15 protein-coding genes and 1 tRNA gene are annotated in these 18,576 nt (G+C 62.2%); 7 read left to right on the forward strand and 9 right to left on the reverse strand.

The genetic code is table 11. The annotated features are described in order from the left end of the window. Positions 1 to 7: 7 nt before the first annotated feature. Together M1L53_RS17990 and M1L53_RS17995 are read left to right on the forward strand one after the other, a co-directional pair. On the forward strand, positions 8 to 2,146 hold the full coding sequence (locus tag M1L53_RS17990) for an ATP-dependent DNA helicase UvrD2 (protein WP_003942300.1): 2,139 nt from the start codon (positions 8 to 10) through the stop codon (positions 2,144 to 2,146). Between the two features lie 512 nt (positions 2,147 to 2,658). Continuing rightward, positions 2,659 to 2,982 carry a WhiB family transcriptional regulator gene (locus tag M1L53_RS17995; protein WP_003942321.1) on the forward strand — a complete coding sequence of 108 codons (324 nt, stop codon included), beginning with the start codon at positions 2,659 to 2,661 and terminating at the stop codon, positions 2,980 to 2,982. A 47-nt stretch (positions 2,983 to 3,029) separates the two neighbouring features. On the opposite strand, the gene M1L53_RS18000 is transcribed toward M1L53_RS17995, so the two are convergent. From M1L53_RS18000 to M1L53_RS18010, 3 genes are all read right to left on the reverse strand, one after another. Beyond that, entirely contained in the window at positions 3,030 to 4,373 is a 1,344-nt protein-coding gene (locus M1L53_RS18000) for an AarF/ABC1/UbiB kinase family protein (RefSeq protein WP_007731259.1), read from the reverse strand. Positions 4,374 to 4,377: 4 nt separating this feature from the next. Further along, on the reverse strand, positions 4,378 to 5,292 hold the full coding sequence (locus M1L53_RS18005; RefSeq protein ID WP_054187618.1) for a hypothetical protein: 915 nt from the start codon (positions 5,290 to 5,292) through the stop codon (positions 4,378 to 4,380). 98 nt (positions 5,293 to 5,390) lie between these two features. Beyond that, positions 5,391 to 6,791 (reverse strand): zinc-dependent metalloprotease, encoded by a 1,401-nt coding sequence (locus M1L53_RS18010; protein ID WP_054187617.1) that lies wholly within the window; start codon positions 6,789 to 6,791, stop codon positions 5,391 to 5,393. A 123-nt stretch (positions 6,792 to 6,914) separates the two neighbouring features. Here M1L53_RS18010 and M1L53_RS18015 point away from each other — a divergent pair, with 123 nt between their 5' ends. After that, complete coding sequence (locus M1L53_RS18015; RefSeq protein ID WP_054187616.1) at positions 6,915 to 7,937, forward strand: PDZ domain-containing protein; 1,023 nt, start codon at positions 6,915 to 6,917, stop codon at positions 7,935 to 7,937. A 26-nt stretch (positions 7,938 to 7,963) separates the two neighbouring features. Here M1L53_RS18015 and M1L53_RS18020 read toward each other — a convergent pair whose 3' ends face one another. Continuing rightward, the gene (locus M1L53_RS18020; protein WP_003942343.1) at positions 7,964 to 8,566 is read right to left on the reverse strand and encodes a PPA1309 family protein; all 603 of its coding nucleotides are present in this window, start codon (positions 8,564 to 8,566) and stop codon (positions 7,964 to 7,966) included. A gap of 174 nt (positions 8,567 to 8,740) precedes the next feature. On the opposite strand from M1L53_RS18020, the gene M1L53_RS18025 reads away from it, so the two are divergent. Next, positions 8,741 to 11,656 carry a UPF0182 family protein gene (locus tag M1L53_RS18025; RefSeq protein ID WP_207623849.1) on the forward strand — a complete coding sequence of 972 codons (2,916 nt, stop codon included), beginning with the start codon at positions 8,741 to 8,743 and terminating at the stop codon, positions 11,654 to 11,656. An 89-nt stretch (positions 11,657 to 11,745) separates the two neighbouring features. Here the strand turns inward: M1L53_RS18025 and M1L53_RS18030 are convergent, their stop codons facing one another. Continuing rightward, positions 11,746 to 12,300 (reverse strand): transglycosylase family protein, encoded by a 555-nt coding sequence (locus M1L53_RS18030; protein ID WP_003942299.1) that lies wholly within the window; start codon positions 12,298 to 12,300, stop codon positions 11,746 to 11,748. A gap of 450 nt (positions 12,301 to 12,750) precedes the next feature. Here M1L53_RS18030 and M1L53_RS18035 point away from each other — a divergent pair. After that, positions 12,751 to 12,824 (forward strand) — tRNA-Met (locus tag M1L53_RS18035). 73 nt (positions 12,825 to 12,897) lie between these two features. After that, positions 12,898 to 13,674, forward strand: coding sequence for a triacylglycerol lipase (locus M1L53_RS18040; protein WP_054187615.1), 777 nt, complete (start codon positions 12,898 to 12,900; stop codon positions 13,672 to 13,674). Between the two features lie 4 nt (positions 13,675 to 13,678). Here M1L53_RS18040 and M1L53_RS18045 read toward each other — a convergent pair whose 3' ends face one another. From M1L53_RS18045 to M1L53_RS18060, 4 genes are read right to left on the reverse strand one after another with little or no spacing between them, the layout of a single operon-like run. Beyond that, the gene (locus M1L53_RS18045; RefSeq protein WP_007731273.1) at positions 13,679 to 14,323 is read right to left on the reverse strand and encodes a GntR family transcriptional regulator; all 645 of its coding nucleotides are present in this window, start codon (positions 14,321 to 14,323) and stop codon (positions 13,679 to 13,681) included. A gap of 47 nt (positions 14,324 to 14,370) precedes the next feature. Then, positions 14,371 to 15,441, reverse strand: a complete 1,071-nt coding sequence (locus M1L53_RS18050; protein ID WP_042450095.1) for an isopenicillin N synthase family oxygenase — start codon at positions 15,439 to 15,441, stop codon at positions 14,371 to 14,373. Further along, positions 15,438 to 16,340: an ABC transporter permease gene (locus tag M1L53_RS18055; RefSeq protein ID WP_042450093.1), complete on the reverse strand. Its 903-nt coding sequence runs from the start codon at positions 16,338 to 16,340 to the stop codon at positions 15,438 to 15,440. The genes M1L53_RS18050 and M1L53_RS18055 overlap by 4 nt, the downstream gene beginning before the upstream one ends. Further along, positions 16,337 to 17,119, reverse strand: coding sequence for an ABC transporter ATP-binding protein (locus tag M1L53_RS18060; protein WP_003942349.1), 783 nt, complete (start codon positions 17,117 to 17,119; stop codon positions 16,337 to 16,339). The genes M1L53_RS18055 and M1L53_RS18060 overlap by 4 nt, the downstream gene beginning before the upstream one ends. Before the next feature lie 251 nt (positions 17,120 to 17,370). Here M1L53_RS18060 and M1L53_RS18065 point away from each other — a divergent pair, with 251 nt between their 5' ends. After that, the gene (locus M1L53_RS18065; RefSeq protein WP_082238981.1) at positions 17,371 to 18,561 is read left to right on the forward strand and encodes a nitrate ABC transporter substrate-binding protein; all 1,191 of its coding nucleotides are present in this window, start codon (positions 17,371 to 17,373) and stop codon (positions 18,559 to 18,561) included. Positions 18,562 to 18,576 lie beyond the last annotated feature (15 nt).

Below are 18,576 nucleotides of genomic sequence, written 5' to 3' on the forward strand. Positions count from 1 at the left end.
TCCTGCCATGATGGTCCCCATGCCTGCGGACACCGGACTGGATCCAGAACAATCGGCCGCCGTGCTCGCGCCACGCGGCCCGGTATGTGTCCTCGCGGGCGCTGGAACAGGCAAAACCCGCACCATCACGCGCCGGATCGCTCATCTGGTTGCCGACGGTCACGTGTCGGCCGGTCAGGTGCTTGCCGTGACGTTCACCGCTCGTGCGGCCGGGGAAATGCGTGGACGTCTCCGTGAGCTGGGCGTCGGCGGGAGTGGGCCGCAGGTGCAGGCTCGAACTTTTCACGCTGCTGCTCTCCGTCAACTGAAGTACTTCTGGCCGCAGGTTGTCGGCGACACGCCGTGGCGTCTGCTGGACCGAAAGTTCGCCGTTGTCAGCAGTGCCGCAGCCCGGGTGGGATTGTCCACCAGCACGGAAAGCGTCCGCGACCTCGCCAGTGAAATCGAGTGGTCGAAGGCGTCGCTGATCGCGCCGGAGGATTACCCACGCGCGATCGCCAAGATTCGCCGTGAGGCACCGGTCGATGCCACCAAGGTGGCCCAGGTGTATGCCGCATACGAAGAGCTGAAAGCACGCGGCCAGGACGGCATGCTGCTTGATTTCGACGATCTCCTACTGCACACGGCGGCAGCTCTCGAAGAGCATTCGACAGTCGCCGACGAGTTCCGCGAGCGGTATCGCTGCTTCGTCGTGGACGAGTATCAGGACGTCACCCCACTGCAGCAGCGTGTGCTCGACGCCTGGCTGGGCGACCGAGACGATCTGACCGTGGTGGGCGATGCGAATCAGACCATCTACTCCTTCACCGGAGCCACCCCCAACTATCTGTTGGACTTCTCCCGGAAATTCCCCGAAGCGACCGTCGTTCGGCTCGAACGGGATTACCGCTCCACCCCTGAGGTCGTGTCGTTGGCGAACCGCGTGATCGGTGCCGCGCGCGGGCGGATCGCCGGGACGCGTCTGCAGCTGATCGGGCAACGCGCGCCGGGGCCTGAGCCGGAGTTCATGGAGTTCGACGACGAGCCGGCCGAAGCACTCGGCGTTGCGCGGGCGATCAAACGGCTGATCGCGGCAGGCACCCCTGCGGCCGAGATCGCTGTTCTGTACCGGATCAATGCTCAGTCGGAGGCGCACGAGCAGGCCCTGACGAAGCTGGGCATTCCGTTCCAGGTGCGCGGTGGAGAGGGCTTCTTCACTCGCACCGAGGTACGTCAGGCGGTGGCAGCGCTGCGTCAGGCAGCTGGACGCGACGACCTCCCCGAAGGTGCAGACAACGGCGAAGCGCTGGTCTCACTCGTCCGCGCTGTGCTCGCGCCGCTCGGCCTGACCAACGAAGAGCCTTCGGGTACTCAGGCACGCGAGCGCTGGGCGTCGCTCTCGGCTCTCGTGGCGCTCACCGAAGAACAACTTGTCCACGAACCTGAACTGACGCTCACCGGGCTTCTACAGGAGCTCACGGCCCGAGCCGAGGCGCGGCACCCACCGACCGTGCAAGGTGTGACGCTGGCCTCCCTCCACGCGGCCAAGGGACTCGAATGGGATGCGGTGTTCCTGGTCGGCCTCAACGACGGCACCCTGCCTATCCAACACGTTCTCGGCGACGCCAATTCGGGCGCCGACGACGTCGCGGTGGAGGAGGAGCGTCGGCTTCTCTACGTGGGGGTTACTCGCGCTCGCGAGCATCTGCAGCTGTCGTGGGCATTGGCCCGCAATGAGGGTGGACGCAAGTCCCGTCGCCGGTCGAGATTTCTCAACGGACTAATCCCCGAGGACTCGCCGGCCTCGCGCGTCGCCGCGCCGTCGTCGGGAAACAAGAAGCGTCCGCGCTGCCGCGTCTGCGGCAAACCGTTGATCGGGACGTCGGCGACCATGCTCGGGCGCTGCGAAAAATGCCCGTCCAATGTCGACCTGGAATTGCTCGAGCACCTCAAGGCCTGGCGTCTGGACAAGTCCAGAGAACTCAAAGTTCCGGCCTATGTCGTCTTCAGTGACAACACATTGATGGCTATTGCCGAACAACGACCACAAGACAATCGTGGACTGGTTTCGATCCCTGGAATCGGGCCGAAGAAACTCGACAACTTCGGGGAAGACGTACTAGCTGTCATTCGCGGCGAACTGCGTGCGGCAACACTCGATATCTGAAATGCATCCGAATCGACAACGGTGAGTTACATAACCGCAGGTCAAAAATAGGTTGTGCAGATTCGGCAGATTCTCTACTCTGGTTTTCAGTGTTACGGGGCAACCTGTGCGCAGAAACTATCCGGACCGACACGAAATGGAGGTGGCAAAAAAATGACGAACTTGATCTCTTACGAAGCGTGCGCAAGCGCAAAGTTCGCTGTTGCCGCCCCCATGCTGCCGCGTGCAGCGGTATGGGCGCAGCATGCGCTCCGCCTGCGCCCTCAAGCAGCAGCAAAGAAAGCAGCTGTCGAGTCCGTGTTCTTAAGCCATCGAGGTATTTCTCGGTAGGACACATCCGTTCACTTACGGCCACGGACCCGCAGCCCCTGCGGACCGTGGCCTTTGTGTTGGATAGCCCTCTTCATCTGGTTTCCGACTCGGCTCAGGTTCGCACCCATCGAACCCATATCGTGCGACACAGTTTCGCATCCGAGCACTAGGAGACCGAGTTGTCTGCCCAGACAATCCGCGTGGAATCCGAAAACTCCACCACTGCAGTAACTTCCACCGACGTCACTTCGGCTGCAGTCACGTTCATCGAGGTCGCGTCCACCCGCCGCGACTTGCCGTGCCGGGCATCCAACCCCGATCTCTGGTTCGCCGAAGCTCCGGCCGAACTCGAGCAGGCCAAGGCACTGTGCGCGCAGTGCCCCATCCGTTCCCGTTGTCTCAGTGCGGCTCTCGACCGCGCCGAGCCATGGGGGGTGTGGGGCGGCGAGATCCTCGATCAGGGGGCCGTCATAGCGCGCAAGAGACCGAGAGGGCGCCCACGCAAGCAACTTGTGTGCGCGTGAGAGCCCTATTCGGCGGAGCCGGTGTCTTAGTCGGCGGAGCCGGTGTCTTATTCGGCGGAGCCGGTGTCATCCAGAACCGGCTCCGCGAACCCTGGCAACCAACGAGTCAGGATTTCCATGTACGGGGCATATGCGTCCAACTGGGCGCATATGCCGACCGAACCGAGAAGAACACGGAAGATCATCAAATACTCGGCCGGAAGGTTGAGTGCACGGGCCGTTCGGAACTGCGCACTGTTGAAGTCAGTGGCGGTTCCGGCGGCCTTTTGCAGCCATGCCCGAGTGAAGTGAAATGACTCGGTCTGGATCGGGTCGGTGAAGGGTCGCAGGTAATCCGCGATCTCCTTGTCGGTCACCGTGCGTCCGGGGATCACGAAACCGTTGGCGCGCAACAACTCCGTCAACTCGTCGAATTGTTCCTCGACAGCCAAGCGCACCATCGTGCCGAGAACCCGTGGCAGTCCGTTCGGGAACGGCGCAGCAGCACCGAAGTCGATGACGCCGAGTCGGCCGTCCTCGAGAAGCATGAAATTGCCGGGGTGCGGGTCACAGTGGAGCAATCCGACACGGGCCGGAGACGCGAAGTGGAATTCGGCGAGTAGTGCACCGGCCGCATTGCGCTGCTCCGGCGTTCCACTCTCGATGATTCTGGTCAACGGGGTTGCCGTCATCCATTCGGTCACGACCACTTTCGGCGCGCTCGCCACGACGTGCGGGATCACGAATTGGGGATCTCCGTCGAACTCTTTGGCAAAAGCTCGCTGATTGTTCGCCTCGATCCGATAGTCGAGTTCTTCCTCCGTGCGCGCGGTGAACTCCTCGATCACGGGCCGCACGTCGACACCGGGCATGACCGAACCGAAGAGACCGGCAAATCTGCCCAGGGTCTTGAGATCGGCGCGTAGAGCTTCGTCGGCGCCGGGGTACTGAACTTTCACGGCTACGTCGCGGCCGTCCGCCCAGACGGCTCGGTGAACCTGCCCGATGCTTGCCGACGCGGTCGGTTCATCGTCGAACGACTGGAATCGGTCGCGCCACTTGGTTCCGAGTTGCTGGTCGAGCATCTTGTGTACTTGCTTGGTCGGCAGCGGCGGGGCGGCGGCCTGGAGCTTGTTCAGTGACTCGCGGTACGGCTCGGCGAATTCCTCCGGAATTGCCGCCTCCATGACGCTGAGCGCTTGGCCCAGCTTCATCGCGCCGCCCTTGAGTTCGCCCAGCACCGCGAACAGTTGCTCGGCCGCCTTCGCGCTCAACTGCGCGTCGATCTCGCCTTTGTCGCCGCCGGCGAGCTTGCGTCCGAAGCCCATGGCGGCGCGACCGGCCATCCCCAGGGGGATGCTCGCGAGTTTGGCAGTACGGGCAGAACTCTTGCGTGGGATCTCGGACACCACACCATCATGTCTGACTGGGGCGTCCTTTGCCCGAAACAGGTGCCAGGTATTGGCAACTGCAGGATATTTGCCGAGGCCAGCGCCTGGTTGTGATCCGATACGGACGGAGCGCGATCTCGAGCGTCGACGACAGACTCGCCGCATGCGTCGCCGCTGTCTCCGATAATGCGGAGTCGATCTCGGCCAGGGCCAGCGCGACACTTGCATGGATCATCGCCGATTCCGCGTGGCCTGCGCTGCCGAGTAGCTGCGCGGACAGATGAAGCCAATGAGGGTCGAGTTCGGATCGGAGGATGTCTGCGCACCGCAGGCAACTCGACTGACCAGGCAGGACAAGAGGACCGACCACACCGTTGCCGTCGCGGATGCGGACGGAAAGGTGGGGGAGTCCACAGCGAACGAGATCGCTGACCAGACGAGGATCAGTCACGACGTCGTCGCTCAGGACCACCAGTTGTTCGTTCCACGTGCGCACGACGTCGGTGTTGCGATACCCGCGCGAGCGACGCGTGCTGACCCCGCCGGTGACCAGTGCGCGCTCGATGGCGTCAGAGAGCGGACCGACACCGTGAATCCGGACCGTCGCGGTGCTTCTGCGGGCAGTGTGGGCGAAACCGGAATCGGCGAGTTGCTCGAGCAACTCCTCCGTCACGGATGTGGGAATCCCGAGCCTCGACGCTTCCCAGAGGATGTTTGCGCGGGATCTCGAGCCGTCCATTTTGCGCAGGATCGACTTCACCGCGCGATCGTCGACCCCGACAGGCAGAGTCAGCAGGACGGCACGTCCGGGGGTCCATCCCAGCTGCAGTCGACCATCCGGGCGCGACAGAACAGCGATCCGCGGGTCCCATCGAGGTCCCGCGGATCGCTGTGAAGTGCTGTCTTGTCTGGTGTCGTCGTGTGTGTGACCGGTCATCATTCGATGCTGGCACGACGGGCCCTCGGCGAGTCCCCGTCAGCGGCAGTTATCCACAGGCGGTCATCGCGGCTGATCTGCGAAAATCGGTCGAGAAGGGATTACTTCTCTTCGTCGTCCTCGCGGGTCTTGTCCATCGCTTCCTCGGCCGCACGCTCTTTTGCCACGACGGCTTCGAGCTGGGCTATCGGGTCGTCGAAATTACCGGCTTCGCCGGCGCCGAGGACACGGGCGACAAATCCGTCCGGTGCGTCGAGATCGCTCGAATCGGGCATCAGGTCGGGATGCGACCAGACGCCGTCGCGAACGTCCATACCGGCTTCCGCAGTGAGCTTCTGCCACAAACCAGCCGCTTCACGGACCTTGCGAGGACGAAGTTCGAGTCCGACCAGCGTCGCAAAGGTCTGCTCGGCGGGGCCGCCGGTAGCGCGGCGACGCCGCAACGTCTCACTCATCGCGGCAACACCAGGCAGTCGCTCGCCGAGTGCGGCGGTGACGACCGTCTCCACCCAGCCCTCGACCAGCGCAAGCAGAGTCTCGAGACGTTCGAGAGCGGCTTTCTGCTCCGGTGTGTTCTGCGGCTCGAACGTGCCCTGCTGCATCAGCGCTTCGAGCTTGCTCGGATCGGTGAGAGCGGATGGATCGAGGTCCTTGGCGAATTCTTCCATCGCCGAGAAGTCCATGGTGATTCCGCGGGCGTATTCCTCCACTGTCGCGAGAACACGCTGGCGCAGCCACGGAACGTGACTGTAAAGGCGCTGATGAGCGGCTTCCCGCGCGGCGAGGAAGACCAGAACTTCCTGATGCGGCTGTTCGATACCCTCACTGAAAGCCTGAACCGCAGCCGGGAGAAGGGCCGCGGTGCCTTCGGGGCCGAGGGGCAGGCCGATGTCAGTGGAGGAGAGCACCTCGGTGGACAGTTGGCCGAGTGCCTGGCCCAATTGCGAGCCGAACGCGAGTCCGCCCATCTGGCCGAGCATGCCCAGCATCGGGCCAGCCATCTGCTGTGCTTCGGCCGGAAGACCCTGGACCCACATGCCCGCTACCTTCTCGGCCACCGGATCACAGAGTCGCTTCCAGGTGTCGATCGTGTTGTCGAGCCAGTCGTTCGGAGTCCACGCAAGAGTGCGGCTCGCTCCGGCAGGGAGCGTTGTCGCGGCGTCCAGCCACATCTCGGCCAGGTGCGCGGCGTCGGCGATCGCCTTGACGTTGCCCTCGGTGATCGGTGTGACCGATCCGATCTGTTGGCGTGCCAGCTTCTTGGCGATGTCGTAGTTGACCGGGCCGGACGTACCGCCCTGGCCCATCGACGAGCCCATTCCGCTCAGCATCTGCCCGAACTGGGTGAGCATCTGGCCGAGCTGAGCCGGATCGAATCCCTCACCGCCCGCGCCGAACCCGAACGGCATGTCACCACCCCCGAACGGATTGCCACCCGCCGCGTTCTTGTCGCGATCGGGATCGTCGTCGGAGTTGGAGAAGCCGAACGGCATATTGCTCATACCTCAACGGTACAAGGCTCGAGCGGTCGGAGTCGCCCTCCGAGTCACGCTGACGGCGAACACGCACGGCGCTCAGGCGGTGCGATCGGTGCTCCGGAGCCTTCGCGCTTTACTCTGGATCAGGTGAATCGACGGATAGTGACGCTCTTGGCCGCACTCGCACCCATCGTCGTGTTGGGAGTCGTCGGAACAATGGTCACTGTTCCTTATGTCGCACTCGGTCCGGGCCCCACCTTCAACACGCTCGGCGACGTCGACGGTAAGCCCGTCGTGGACATCCAGGGGACCGAGGTCGATCCCACCGACGGCAACCTCAACATGACAACGGTGTCGGTTCGCGACGGCCTCAACATCTTCGAAGCGTTCGGACTGTGGGCGAGTGGCAGCAACGGACTCGTCCCTCGCTCGGAGATCTATCCGCCCGAGAAGTCGAAGGAAGAGATTCAGCAGGCCAACACGGCCGACTTCCAGCAGTCCGAGGACAGTGCCGAGTTGGCGGCACTGCACTTTCTCGGTAAGCCGGTGGCACTGACTGTTTCGAAGGTGACTCCGGACGGTCCCGCTGCGGGTGCCCTGCAAGAAGGCGACGTCCTGGTCAAGATCGGCGACACTCCGGTAACCACCATCACCGGCGTTCAGGACACGGTCGGTGCGATCGCGCCCGGCACCGCGATCGACGTCACCGTCCTTCGTGAGGGTGTGGAGACCGTTGTGCCGGTCACCGTCGGGGCGCGGCCCAACAAGCCCGAATCGGGTTACCTCGGCGTCACACCCAGCGAGGTCCCGGACGTTCCCTTCACCGTGCAGTTCAATCTCGCCGACATCGGCGGTCCTTCTGCCGGACTGATGTTCACACTGGCCTTGGTCGACAAGCTGACTCCGGGGGAGCTCAACGGTGGAAAGTTCGTGGCCGGAACGGGCACCATCGACTCCGACGGCGAGGTCGGTCCGATCGGCGGCATCAGGTACAAGTTGATCGCCGCGTCCCAAGCCGGTGCTGAGACCTTCCTCGTGCCGGCCCAGAACTGTGACGAGGCGAAACAGAATGCGCCGGACGGGCTTCGACTCGTCAAGGTCGACAACCTGCCCGGCGCAGTGGACTCACTCGAGAGCCTCAACACGGGCGGCGACGCACCCCGCTGCTGAAAGCTGCCTGGCCGCCGACGACTCTGTCAGTCTTCTTCGACCTCGTCGAGCGTCGCGTACAGGGCGTGCACGAGGTGAGGTGCAAGACCGTCGTAGGTGAGCAGTTCCAAATCACCGTACGGATCCGCATCCTCGTCGGGACGCATCTGTAGGAGCGACAGCGAGGGACCGTCACGGAGCACGCCGACGAACAGTCGAGCCTCGCGTCGATCGGGATGCGCGTCGGCCGTCAGTCGAGCGACTTCGTCCGCCGCGTGCTGATCGGTCAATACCGGCGCCGTGGCGTGGTCGAGATCCGATTCCGCCTCGGGCGGCAGGACGACGATCTCCTGCACCAGGATGCAACCCTGCACGGACTCGGGCCAATGCGTCGTCGCCAGGAACTCGTCGAGTGCCCGTGAACCGCCGATGATGTCCTCGGGAAGCGATTCCTGTTCGATCGGTGTGTATTCGGCGCCCTCGGCGAGTTGGTCGAGCAGTCCGGGTTCGGCCGCGGCGAGCATTTCGGTGGGTACCAACGCGTACAGCTTCGGCGGCTGATCCCAGCCTTCGGCGTCGATGTGGTCGACAACTTCATGAACGCACCGGGCGAGGGCACTCGGTGATCTGCTCATATTCTCTTCACTCACACGTTCATCCTCCCACCTTCTGTCCGGCTCCCCGCTCTCCGTGTTGTCAACCCGTGACCGTTGTTACGTAGAGTGGTCGGAAACGGCCAAGTCCACTCGGGCGTGGCCGCAGTGATCGATGCAATCGGTTGCGACGCCACGGCGTCGCCAAATCTTGGAGCGTGGCACGTGGGCATGCGGCCCCCCGCAGGTTTACCCTCTCTGTCCAGACGCAGTCGAATCTTGTTGGTGGTGGCTGTCGTAGTGGCGGCCTTGCTGCTCGTGGGGCCGCGACTGATCGGCATGTACACGGACTGGTTGTGGTTCGGCGAAGTCGGCTTCCGCGGTGTCTTCACCAAGGTTCTGCTGACGCGATTCGTGCTCTTCCTGGTCGTCGGAATTGTCGTCGGCGCCATCGTGTGGCTCGCGATGCTTCTCGCGTACCGCGCACGCCCGGTGTTCGTCCCGGTCTCCGGGCCCAATGATCCGATCGCGCGCTACCGCACCACCGTCATGTCGCGTCTTCGTCTTTTCGGCGTGATCATTCCGGTAGCGATCGGCATCCTGTCCGGTCTCATCGCACAGGCCAACTGGGTCACTATCCAGTTGTTCCTCAACGGCCAGGCTTTCGGGATCACCGATCCTCAGTTCAACTTGGACGTCGGCTTCTACACGTTCGATCTGCCGTTCTACCGTTTCGTTCTGAATTGGTTGTTCGTCTCGATTCTGCTTGCCTTCGTGGCAAACCTGGTCACCCACTACGTTTTCGGTGGGATCAAGTTGGCCGGGCGCAATGGGACGTTCACCACGGCCGCTCGTATTCAGCTGGCTGTCATCGCCGGCACCTTTGTGCTTCTCAAGGCGGTGGCGTACTGGTTTGATCGGTACTCGTTGATGTCGAGTAGTCGTAAGGAACCGACGTTCACCGGCCCGGGCTTCACCGACATCAATGCGGTCCTGCCGGCGAAGCTCATTCTGTTGTCCATTGCGGTCATCTGCGCCTTGGCGTTCTTCGCCTCGATCTTCACGCGGGATCTTCGGATACCGGCCATGGCAGTCGCTCTACTGGTTCTTTCGTCGGTCCTCGTCGGTGCCGTCTACCCGATGATCGTCGAGCAGTTCTCCGTCAAGCCCAATGCGGCGCAGAAGGAGAGCACGTACATCGAACGAAACATCGAAGCGACCCGTCAGGCGTACGGGATCACGGAAGAAAACGTCGACTACGTCGACTATCCGGGAATTGGCACCAAGCAGCCCCAGGACGTTCCGGCAGACCGGACCACGATCGCGAACACACGCCTGTTGGATCCGACCATTCTGTCGCCGACGTTCACCGCTCAGCGTCAGCTCAAGAACTTCTACGGGTTCCCGCAGACGCTCAACGTCGATCGTTACGAACAAGACGGCCAGTTGCGTGACTTCGTTGTCGCCGCGCGTGAGCTGTCGCCGAACAACCTTTCCGGCAACCAGACGGACTGGATCAACAAGCACACGGTCTACACGCACGGCAACGGTTTCGTCGCCGCCCAGGCCAACGAAGTCACGGCCGTGCAGGGCGACAGTCAGAACAACACCGGTGGCTACCCGATCTACTCGGTGAGCGACCTGACGACCACGCCCGAGAACGAGAATCTCAAGGTGGACAATCCTCGTTCGTACTACGGCGAGGTGATCAGTCAGTCGGACGCCGATTACTCGATCGTCGGTTCCGTCGACGGTGAGGGACCGCGGGAGTACGACACCGACACCTCGAAGTACACCTACACAGGTTCGGGTGGCGTTTCGATCGGCAACTGGTTCAACCGTCTTGCATTCGCGGCGAAGTACACCGAGCGCAACATCCTGTTCTCGAGTGCAATCGGCTCGAACTCGAAGATCATCTTCAAGCGTGATCCGAAGGAAAGGGTCGAGGAGGTCGCGCCTTGGCTGACGACCGACGGCGCTGCTTACCCCGCAGTGGTCGACGGCAAGATGCAGTGGATCATCGACGGCTACACCACGGCCCAGGATTACCCGTACGCGCAGCGCAGTTCGCTCGACGGGTTGGTCGAGGACAGTATCGACCAGACGACCGGGCGCCTCATTCCGCGCCAGGAGTTCTCGTACATCCGTAACTCAGTGAAGGCCACGGTCGATGCCTACGACGGCACTGTCACGCTGTACCAGGTCGACGAGCAGGATCCGGTTCTGAAGGCGTGGATGGGGGTCTTCCCGAACACGGTGAAGCCGAAGAGCGAAATCTCGGACGACTTGCAGGCACACTTCCGCTACCCGGAAGACATGTTCAAGGTTCAGCGAGAGATGCTGGCGAAGTACCACGTCGACGATCCGAGTGAGTTCTTCACCAACAACGCGTTCTGGTCGGTTCCGAGCGATCCGACGATCGACACGTCGGCCAACCAGCCGCCGTACTACGTGCTGGTGGGCGACAAGGACACCGCGAAGGCGGATTTCCGTCTGACCAGTCCGATGGTCGGGTTCAGTCGTGAGTTGCTGTCGGCCTACATCTCGGTGGCGAACGACAAGGAGAACTACGGCAAGTTCACGGTGCTGCAGTTGCCGACCGATACGCAGACTCAGGGTCCACAGCAGGCTCAGTCTGCGATGACGTCGGATTCGCGTGTTGCTTCGGAAGTGTCACTGCTCAAGCAGTCGAACAAGATTCAGTACGGAAACTTGCTGACTCTGCCGATTGCCGAGGGCGGAATCCTCTATGTCGAGCCTTTGTACTCGCAGCGAAACTCGCAGAACGCGTTCCCTCAGTTGGCGCGTGTATTGGTGAGCTTCAGCGACACCAACGGCATTCGGATCGGTTATGCACCGACCGTCTCCGAGGCGATCAGTCAGATTTGGCCGGGCGCAGGTTCGGCAGCGACGGTCACCCAGCCGGCACCCGATCCGGATACCGGAGCGCAACCGGAAACGCCGACAACTCCGACGGCACCGGCCCCGCCGGCTTCTTCGGATGACGTCACGAAGGCGCTGGCCGAGGTCAATTCGGCAATGGCGGCATTGAAGTCGGCGCAACAGAGCGGTGACTTCACCAGCTACGGTGCTGCGCTCGACCGCCTGCAGAAGGCTGTTGACGCGTACCAGGCGCTGCCGAGGTAAGCGGCGTCAGTTCATGAATAGCAGAAGGCCCACCATCCGATCGGATGGTGGGCCTTCTTGTGTGCTCAGGTGAAGCTGTACGAGCTGAATCAGCGCAGTGCTGCAACGATCGGTGCGTTGGCATCGGAGAGCTGCTGGAACTGTGCGGCGAAGCCGTACTGGCCGGCGAGGTCACGAGCGGTGTCGTAAGCCTGCTGTGCGGCGGGCTTGAGCTCGGCCGGGATCTCGATGGCGGGAGCAACTGCGGGTGCCTCGGCGACGGGAGCCGGCGCTGCGGCGGGAGCTTCTTCGACTGCAGGCTCGCTCGCGACGGTCAGACGCTGGCCGCAGACGGGCCATGCGCCGGGGCCCTGGCTCTGCAGGGTGTTCTCGGCGACGCGGATCTGCTCTTCCTTGGAAGCGTTGGCGGGCGAGCCGGTGCCACCGTTGGCGGTCCAGGTGCTCTGCGAGAACTGCAGGCCGCCGTAGTAGCCGTTTCCGGTGTTGATGTTCCAGTCGCCACCGCTCTCGCACTGTGCGACGCCGTCCCAGTTGTGGGTGGCTGCGGAAGCGGTGCCGGTGCTCATGGTGAGGGGCACTGCGACAAGTGCGCCGGCTACTGCCAATGTGCCGAATGCACGCTTGCTGATGCTGGTGTACGTCATGTCGGGGTAAATCCTCTCCGCGCTTGCTGACATCGGCGGGCCTGCGGGTCGGCGATGATGCTGACTTTCCCGGGCGCTTGTCTCTCCGTGTCTCTGCCCCTCGAAGGTTTCGGGGGTTCCGATCCCGCGGGGCAGAGTGGAGCAGCGGCGGGTCGGCGTTCGCCCGGTTGATTCGGGCCGGGACCGACCGTACGGGAGCGTCGAACGAGGGTCGATTCGCAATTTTCCGGACTGTCTGGTCTGCTCTCGACCCAAAATTTTAGCGTTTGTGCTGGTAGAGCCTTTCCGATGCCGTTTCGACGTACGTTCGTTACATGCTTGTTATGTGTTGATGCTCACGGGCATTTTGTGAACCCAGTCACCCGATTCTTCGACTTTCAGGCGTGTATTTCGCTCCAGCGCAGGCGATTTGCGTTCCGTTCACCTGCTCGTGTAACTTTGTCCATGCATCGCGGGGTGGAGCAGCTCGGTAGCTCGCTGGGCTCATAACCCAGAGGTCGCAGGTTCAAATCCTGTCCCCGCTACTAGAAAAGGACCGCCGCACTGGAATCCAGTGCGGCGGTCCTTTTTTGTGCGCAGCCGTCGTAGGGTGGCGACGTGCGACTCTCGAAGATTCTCTTGGCGATGGCGGTGACTACTTCGCTGGTGACCACCGCTCTGGCGTTCTCGGCAGGAAGCGCTGCCGCCGGTGGGCGGATCACCGATGCGAAGCGCGTGGTCTTCATCGTTCCGGGGCAGCAGCTCTACAACTCGGGAGAAACGCACCAGGCGACCTACCGCGCCCTCGACAAGGCACTGAGCGCTGCGGGCTACGAGACACACTTCGTCGACGCACCCGGCAAGATGATTGCGGCCGACGCCGAGCTGATTGCCGATTCGATTCGCTCCTACGCTGCCGGCGCTGACTCCGTCGGGGTGATCGCGCACAGTGCGGGTGGACTGAGCTCCCGGTACTACGCGAAGTTCCTCGGTGGCTCCGAAGTAGTGGATTCATTCGTCGCCATCGGTGCGCCGCAGTACGGTAGCCCCGATGGCTGCGTACAAGGCCCTGCCGACGGTTACGACACCTGCATGTTCTCCGAAGTTCTCACCAAGCTCAATGCCGGTGAGGACACTCCTGGATCTGCCTACTATTCGGTGGTGCAGAGTTCGGGCGAGTGGGCGGACGGTCGGTTGGACGGGGGCCAGTGCCGGGTGTACGTCGATGGCGTTCCCGGGGCCGGAACCGGAGGAGACCACCTCACCGAGCTCGAGCATCCAGAGGTCATCTCGGGAGCGATCAGCGCTTTGGGGCGCGACTGTGTCGGTACGTTCGTGGACGAGAACGACGGCGACATCACCTGGCCTGACACGCTGTTTCCGTCATTTCGGTAAAGCTTCAGGTCCGGGTTGTTCGGACGAGTAGCCCGGCTACGTGTGCGCTCGCGGCAGTCCTCGCCCCCAAGGCGTCACCCGATTCGATGGCCGCGACTATACGTGCGTGCTCGGTGACGGCGATCCGCCGATTGAGCTCGAGGCTCCACATGTCCGAACGGTAGAGGTGTGACTGACCATCCAGACGATGCAGGGCTTCGCTGAGCGGGTGATTGCATGCAGTCTCACGAATCAAGGTGTGGAACTCGAGGTCGAGCTTCGAATCCCGACGCTGATCCGGCGGGCTCTCGAGAAGTTCGCGTTGCACCTGCACCATCTTGTTCAGCTGTGACACGGTTTCGTGCGTGGCATTGGCCGTCGCGTTGAACGCCGCGAGACCGTCGAGTACCTCACGCACCTCGAAGACCGCGCGCAGAGACTCCGCGTCCAGCGAATCGACTTTTGCACCCGCATTCCGTGTGTGGACGGCGATGCCCTCGTAGATCAACTGCTGCACGGCCTCGCGGACCGGCGTTCGACTGACATTGAGCTTGCTCGCCAGCGCGGGAACACTCAGTGGTGTCCCCGGCGCCAGCTCGCCCGAAAAGATCAGTTCGCGAAGCGTCTCGTGCACGGACTCGGTGAGTAAAGCTCGTTCGGTGGTGGTCATCTTGTCCTCACTTCGATCCTGCACGATGTCGACGGTACCCGGGAGCGCTATCCAGCGGCGCGCACCCGGTCAGCGCTGCGACTGTCGACCTCGGGCGCCGTCGCGCCTTTCAGTCCGGCCACTTTGGCCGCGATGTTCTCAGCGATCGTGATCGGCGGGTATCCCACTTCGCCCGGTGTGAGAGTCCCTGGCAGTGCTTCGATGACGGCGTCGTAGTTCCCGTCGAAAAAGAATGCGGCAGAGCGACGTCGGATGATCTGACCATCGACGATAGGTGGGTCGACTCGGTGCACTGTCGAGCGCCATCGGTCGTTCGTCCAGCGTGCCATCGCGTCGCCGAGGTTGATCAAGAGTGCGCCGTCGGCAGGTTGGACGTCGTGCCATAAGCCGTCGGCACTCAGAACTTGAAGACCCGGAACTCGATCTGCCCACAGGATGGTCAAGATTCCGAAGTCGGTGTGAGCGCCCATTCCCGTCATGTCGCCGGAGATGCGGATCTCGCCCTCGGGCAGTGCGTAGTTGTTCATCTTCATCGCGTCGATCGAATGGTCGAGCATCGAATCGAAGTACCCGGGCTGCAATCCGAGAGCGTCGGTAAAGGCGCACATCAGGATTCGTGCCAAGCCCTGGGCATGACGGAAATACTCTTCGATTGCCGGTCGGAATCCGGGCGCGGCCACGGGCCAGGTGTTGGCGGCGTAGCTGGACTCGGGTAGGTCGACGCCCGGATAGTCGCTCACCTCTGTGCCCACGACTATTGCTTCGTAGAAATCGTTCATCTGGTTCGCAGCGGCGACGCCCAGGCTCATGCTGAGTGATTCCGATTTCGGTGGTGAGTAGCCGCGGTTCTCGGACGAGGGACGGCGATAGTTGTTCTTCACCGTCAGTGGGAGAGCAAAGAACTCGTCGAGAGCGTCGGCCAGTCCTTCGGTCGCCGATCGTGGAATGCTGTGTCCGACAATCTGTATGAATCCGACCTCCCGGCACGCGCGATCGAGTTGAGCTGCCACTTCCGCACAGGCAGTGCTGTTGGTGGCGTTTGCAACCGCTGCCTCGCCGCGGAGGTACGGGCTGATATCGATCGTAGGGATTTCGAAGACAGGAGTTTCGTGGGTCATTTAAAGTCCTTGCGGCCGGACGTGTGCCACTTACCGACGAGCACACGTGAGAGGAATCCAAAGGCAGAGAAGACGAGGACACCGAACACCGACGCGATCACGATCGCGGCGATCAGATCCTCGGACTGAAGGCGGCTTCGGTAGACGTCGAGCAGCGTTCCGATCCCGGGTTGTCCTTTGGCGAAGAACATGTCGCCGATGATGGCACCGACGACAACAAGGCCGGAGGCGGTGCGGATGCCGGTGAGAATAGCCGGCATTGCCGCTCGCAGTTCGAGTTTCACCAATCGATCCCAACGGGACGCGCGGCCGAGGGTGAACAGTTCGTGCAGTCCGCGATCGACCGATTGCAATCCGAAGTGTGTGTTGGTGATGATCGGGAAGGCTGCGATGAGAACACACACCAGGGTACGCGCGGTCATACCGTAGCCGAACCAGAGCCCGATGAGGGGGACGATGGCGAGGATGGGAATGACCTGCAGCACAACGGCATAGGGATAGACGATCCGCTCGATCCACTTGGCCTGGCTCATCAGCACGCCGGTTCCGACGCCGACTGCCACCGCGACCACGAAGCCGACCAGTGCTACCTGTGCCGTCACTGCGAGGGCTTCGAGCATGGGAGAGAGGTGTTTCCAGTCGAGTAGCGACTTTGTCAGTACTTGACTCGGCGGCGGAAGGAGAAATCGACGTTCCGGGGAGAGAACGAGGTAGCTGACGATCGACCACGCTGCGACCGCGCCGGCAAGTGAGAGCAGCGGATAGAGAAGGAAGGTGCCGAGCGCTCTCATTCGCGAGGGCCGTCCGGGCTGTGACTGTGCTCGCGCGGCGGTCGCAGAATCAGTGCGAACGGCGGAATTGCGTGCGGTGCCCTGTTGCACTGCAAGGACTTCGGTCATCGTGAGCTCCCATGGAGACTGGCCGAGATCTCGGCGACGTGTTCGGTGTATCGGGCGTCGTAGCGCAGTTCCGGGCTACGCGGGTACGGGAAATCGATGTCCACGACCGAATGGATTCGTCCGGGCCGGGCGGTCATGACGACCACCTTGTTTGCGAGGTACACGGCCTCGGATACCGAGTGCGTGATGAACATCGAGGTGAACCCCTTGTCGGTGTAGAGCCTTTGCAGCTCTACCTGCATCTCCAGTCGTGTCATCTCGTCGAGAGCACCGAAAGGTTCGTCGAGCAGCATCACAGCAGGTGCGAGGGTGAGCGCACGTGCCAACGAGACGCGCATCTTCATTCCGCCCGACAACGCGTTGGGCAGTTGTTTCGCAAAGTCCGCCAGGCCCACTGCGCGAATTGCCTCGTCGGCGCGCAACTTTCGGGCTGCTTTGTCGCCGCCACCGAGTTCGGCGGACAATTCGACGTTGGCCTGCACGGTTCGCCAGGGGAGGAGAGTCGGCTCCTGGAAGATGAAGCCAACTGATTCGGTGTCGAGGGCAACCGCGCCGCTGGTCGGTCGCTCGAGGCCGGCCGCCATGCGCAACAAAGTCGACTTGCCGCAGCCGGAGGGTCCGACCACGGCGACGAAGTCTCCTCGCTCCACGTTCAGATCGATGCCGTCCAGCGCGACAGTGCCGGTATCGAACTTCTTGACGACATCGGAAAAGACCATCTGCATCGGTGCGGTGAGCTTGCGAGCGTCGGCATCCTGCATCGTGTTCGCGAGTTCCATCTGAGCCTCCGGTTCGATAATGCATGCAAAAGTTGTTCAATATGTATGAACCATCTTGAATTGCATGTATGTCGCCTAGGTTGCTGAATGTAAATGTGAGGTGACATTGCAGGTGAAGCGAGAATCCTGGCGCACGTTACCTGATGGAAACAACGAGTCGATTGCATGTAATCCACGTGCTGCAGAGTGTGCTCATCGGATCACCCTTCCTGGTTCGCCCACATCCCAATTGTTTTCACGAAGGAGACGCTGTGTATTCAAATCGCAAGGTGCATTCCAATCGCAGAAGTGTGGGAGCGGCGGGCGCGGCACTGGCCATGTGTGCAGCCATCGGATTGACTGCGTGCAGCTCCAGTGAGGCTGAGACGGCCAAGGCTGAATCTCTCGAACCAGCTGCCGAGGCTCAGAACCTAGCGGGTCTCTGTCCGGAAAACGTTGTGGCTCAACTCCAATGGCAGCCACAGTCGGATATGGGGGCGCTCTTCGAGATGCTTGGTCCCGGCTATTCGGTCGACACCGACGACAAGTCCGTCAGTGGGACTCTTGTCGCCGGAGGGAAGGACACCGGAGTCGACTTGACCTTGCGGGCCGGGGGACCGGCAATCGGGTTCCAATCCGTCAGCTCCCAGATGTACGTCGACGATTCGATCACTCTCGGCTTGGTGCACGGCGATCAGGTGATCGCGGCAGCGGCAAGTCAGCCCGTTGTGGCCGTCACGCCATTGCTCAAGTACAGCCCGGCAATCCTCATGTGGGACAAAGAGTCTCATCCGGAATGGGCGAGTGTTGCCGATATCGGCAAGTCCGACGCGAGTGTCGTCGTTTCCAAGGAGCAACTGTTTCCGCAGTGGCTCGTGGCGAAAGGCCTACTGAAGCGGTCTCAGCTCGACACGAGCTACGACGGAGCTCCCTCGCGATTTGTCGGTGACCCGACCATCGCTCAGCAAGGATTCGCGAATTCGGAACCGTACACGTACGAGAAGGAGACGCCGGCGTGGGACAAGCCGGTTTCCTATGACCTGCTGAAAGATTCGGGTTTCGACATCTACGCGTCCAATGTTTCCGTTCGTGCCGACAAGGTCGAGACACTCTCCCCGTGTTTGAGCAAGCTGGTTCCGATCATTCAGCAGGCCACCGCGGACTACATCACTGCGCCGGATACGGCGAATGCTGCCATTGTCGACGTCGTCTCGCAGGACGTGTCGTTCTCTCCCTACACCGAGGGTGAAGCAGCGTTCAGTGCCCAACTCTTGAAAGAGAAGGGCCTGATCGCGAACGAGGCGGACGGATCCGTCGGCACGTTCGACATGACGCGAGTCGCTCACACCGTCGAAGAACTGAAGCCCATCCTGAACGCCGGGGGTGCGGCGATACCGCAGTCGTTGACTGCAGAAGAGATCTACACCGACAAGTTCACCGATCGGTCCATCGGAATCCGCTGAAGGAGCTGACAGCAA

The sequence above is a fragment of the Rhodococcus sp. T9N genome (genome assembly GCF_024436645.1).
In the GTDB taxonomy this organism is placed as follows: domain Bacteria; phylum Actinomycetota; class Actinomycetes; order Mycobacteriales; family Mycobacteriaceae; genus Rhodococcus_F; species Rhodococcus_F qingshengii.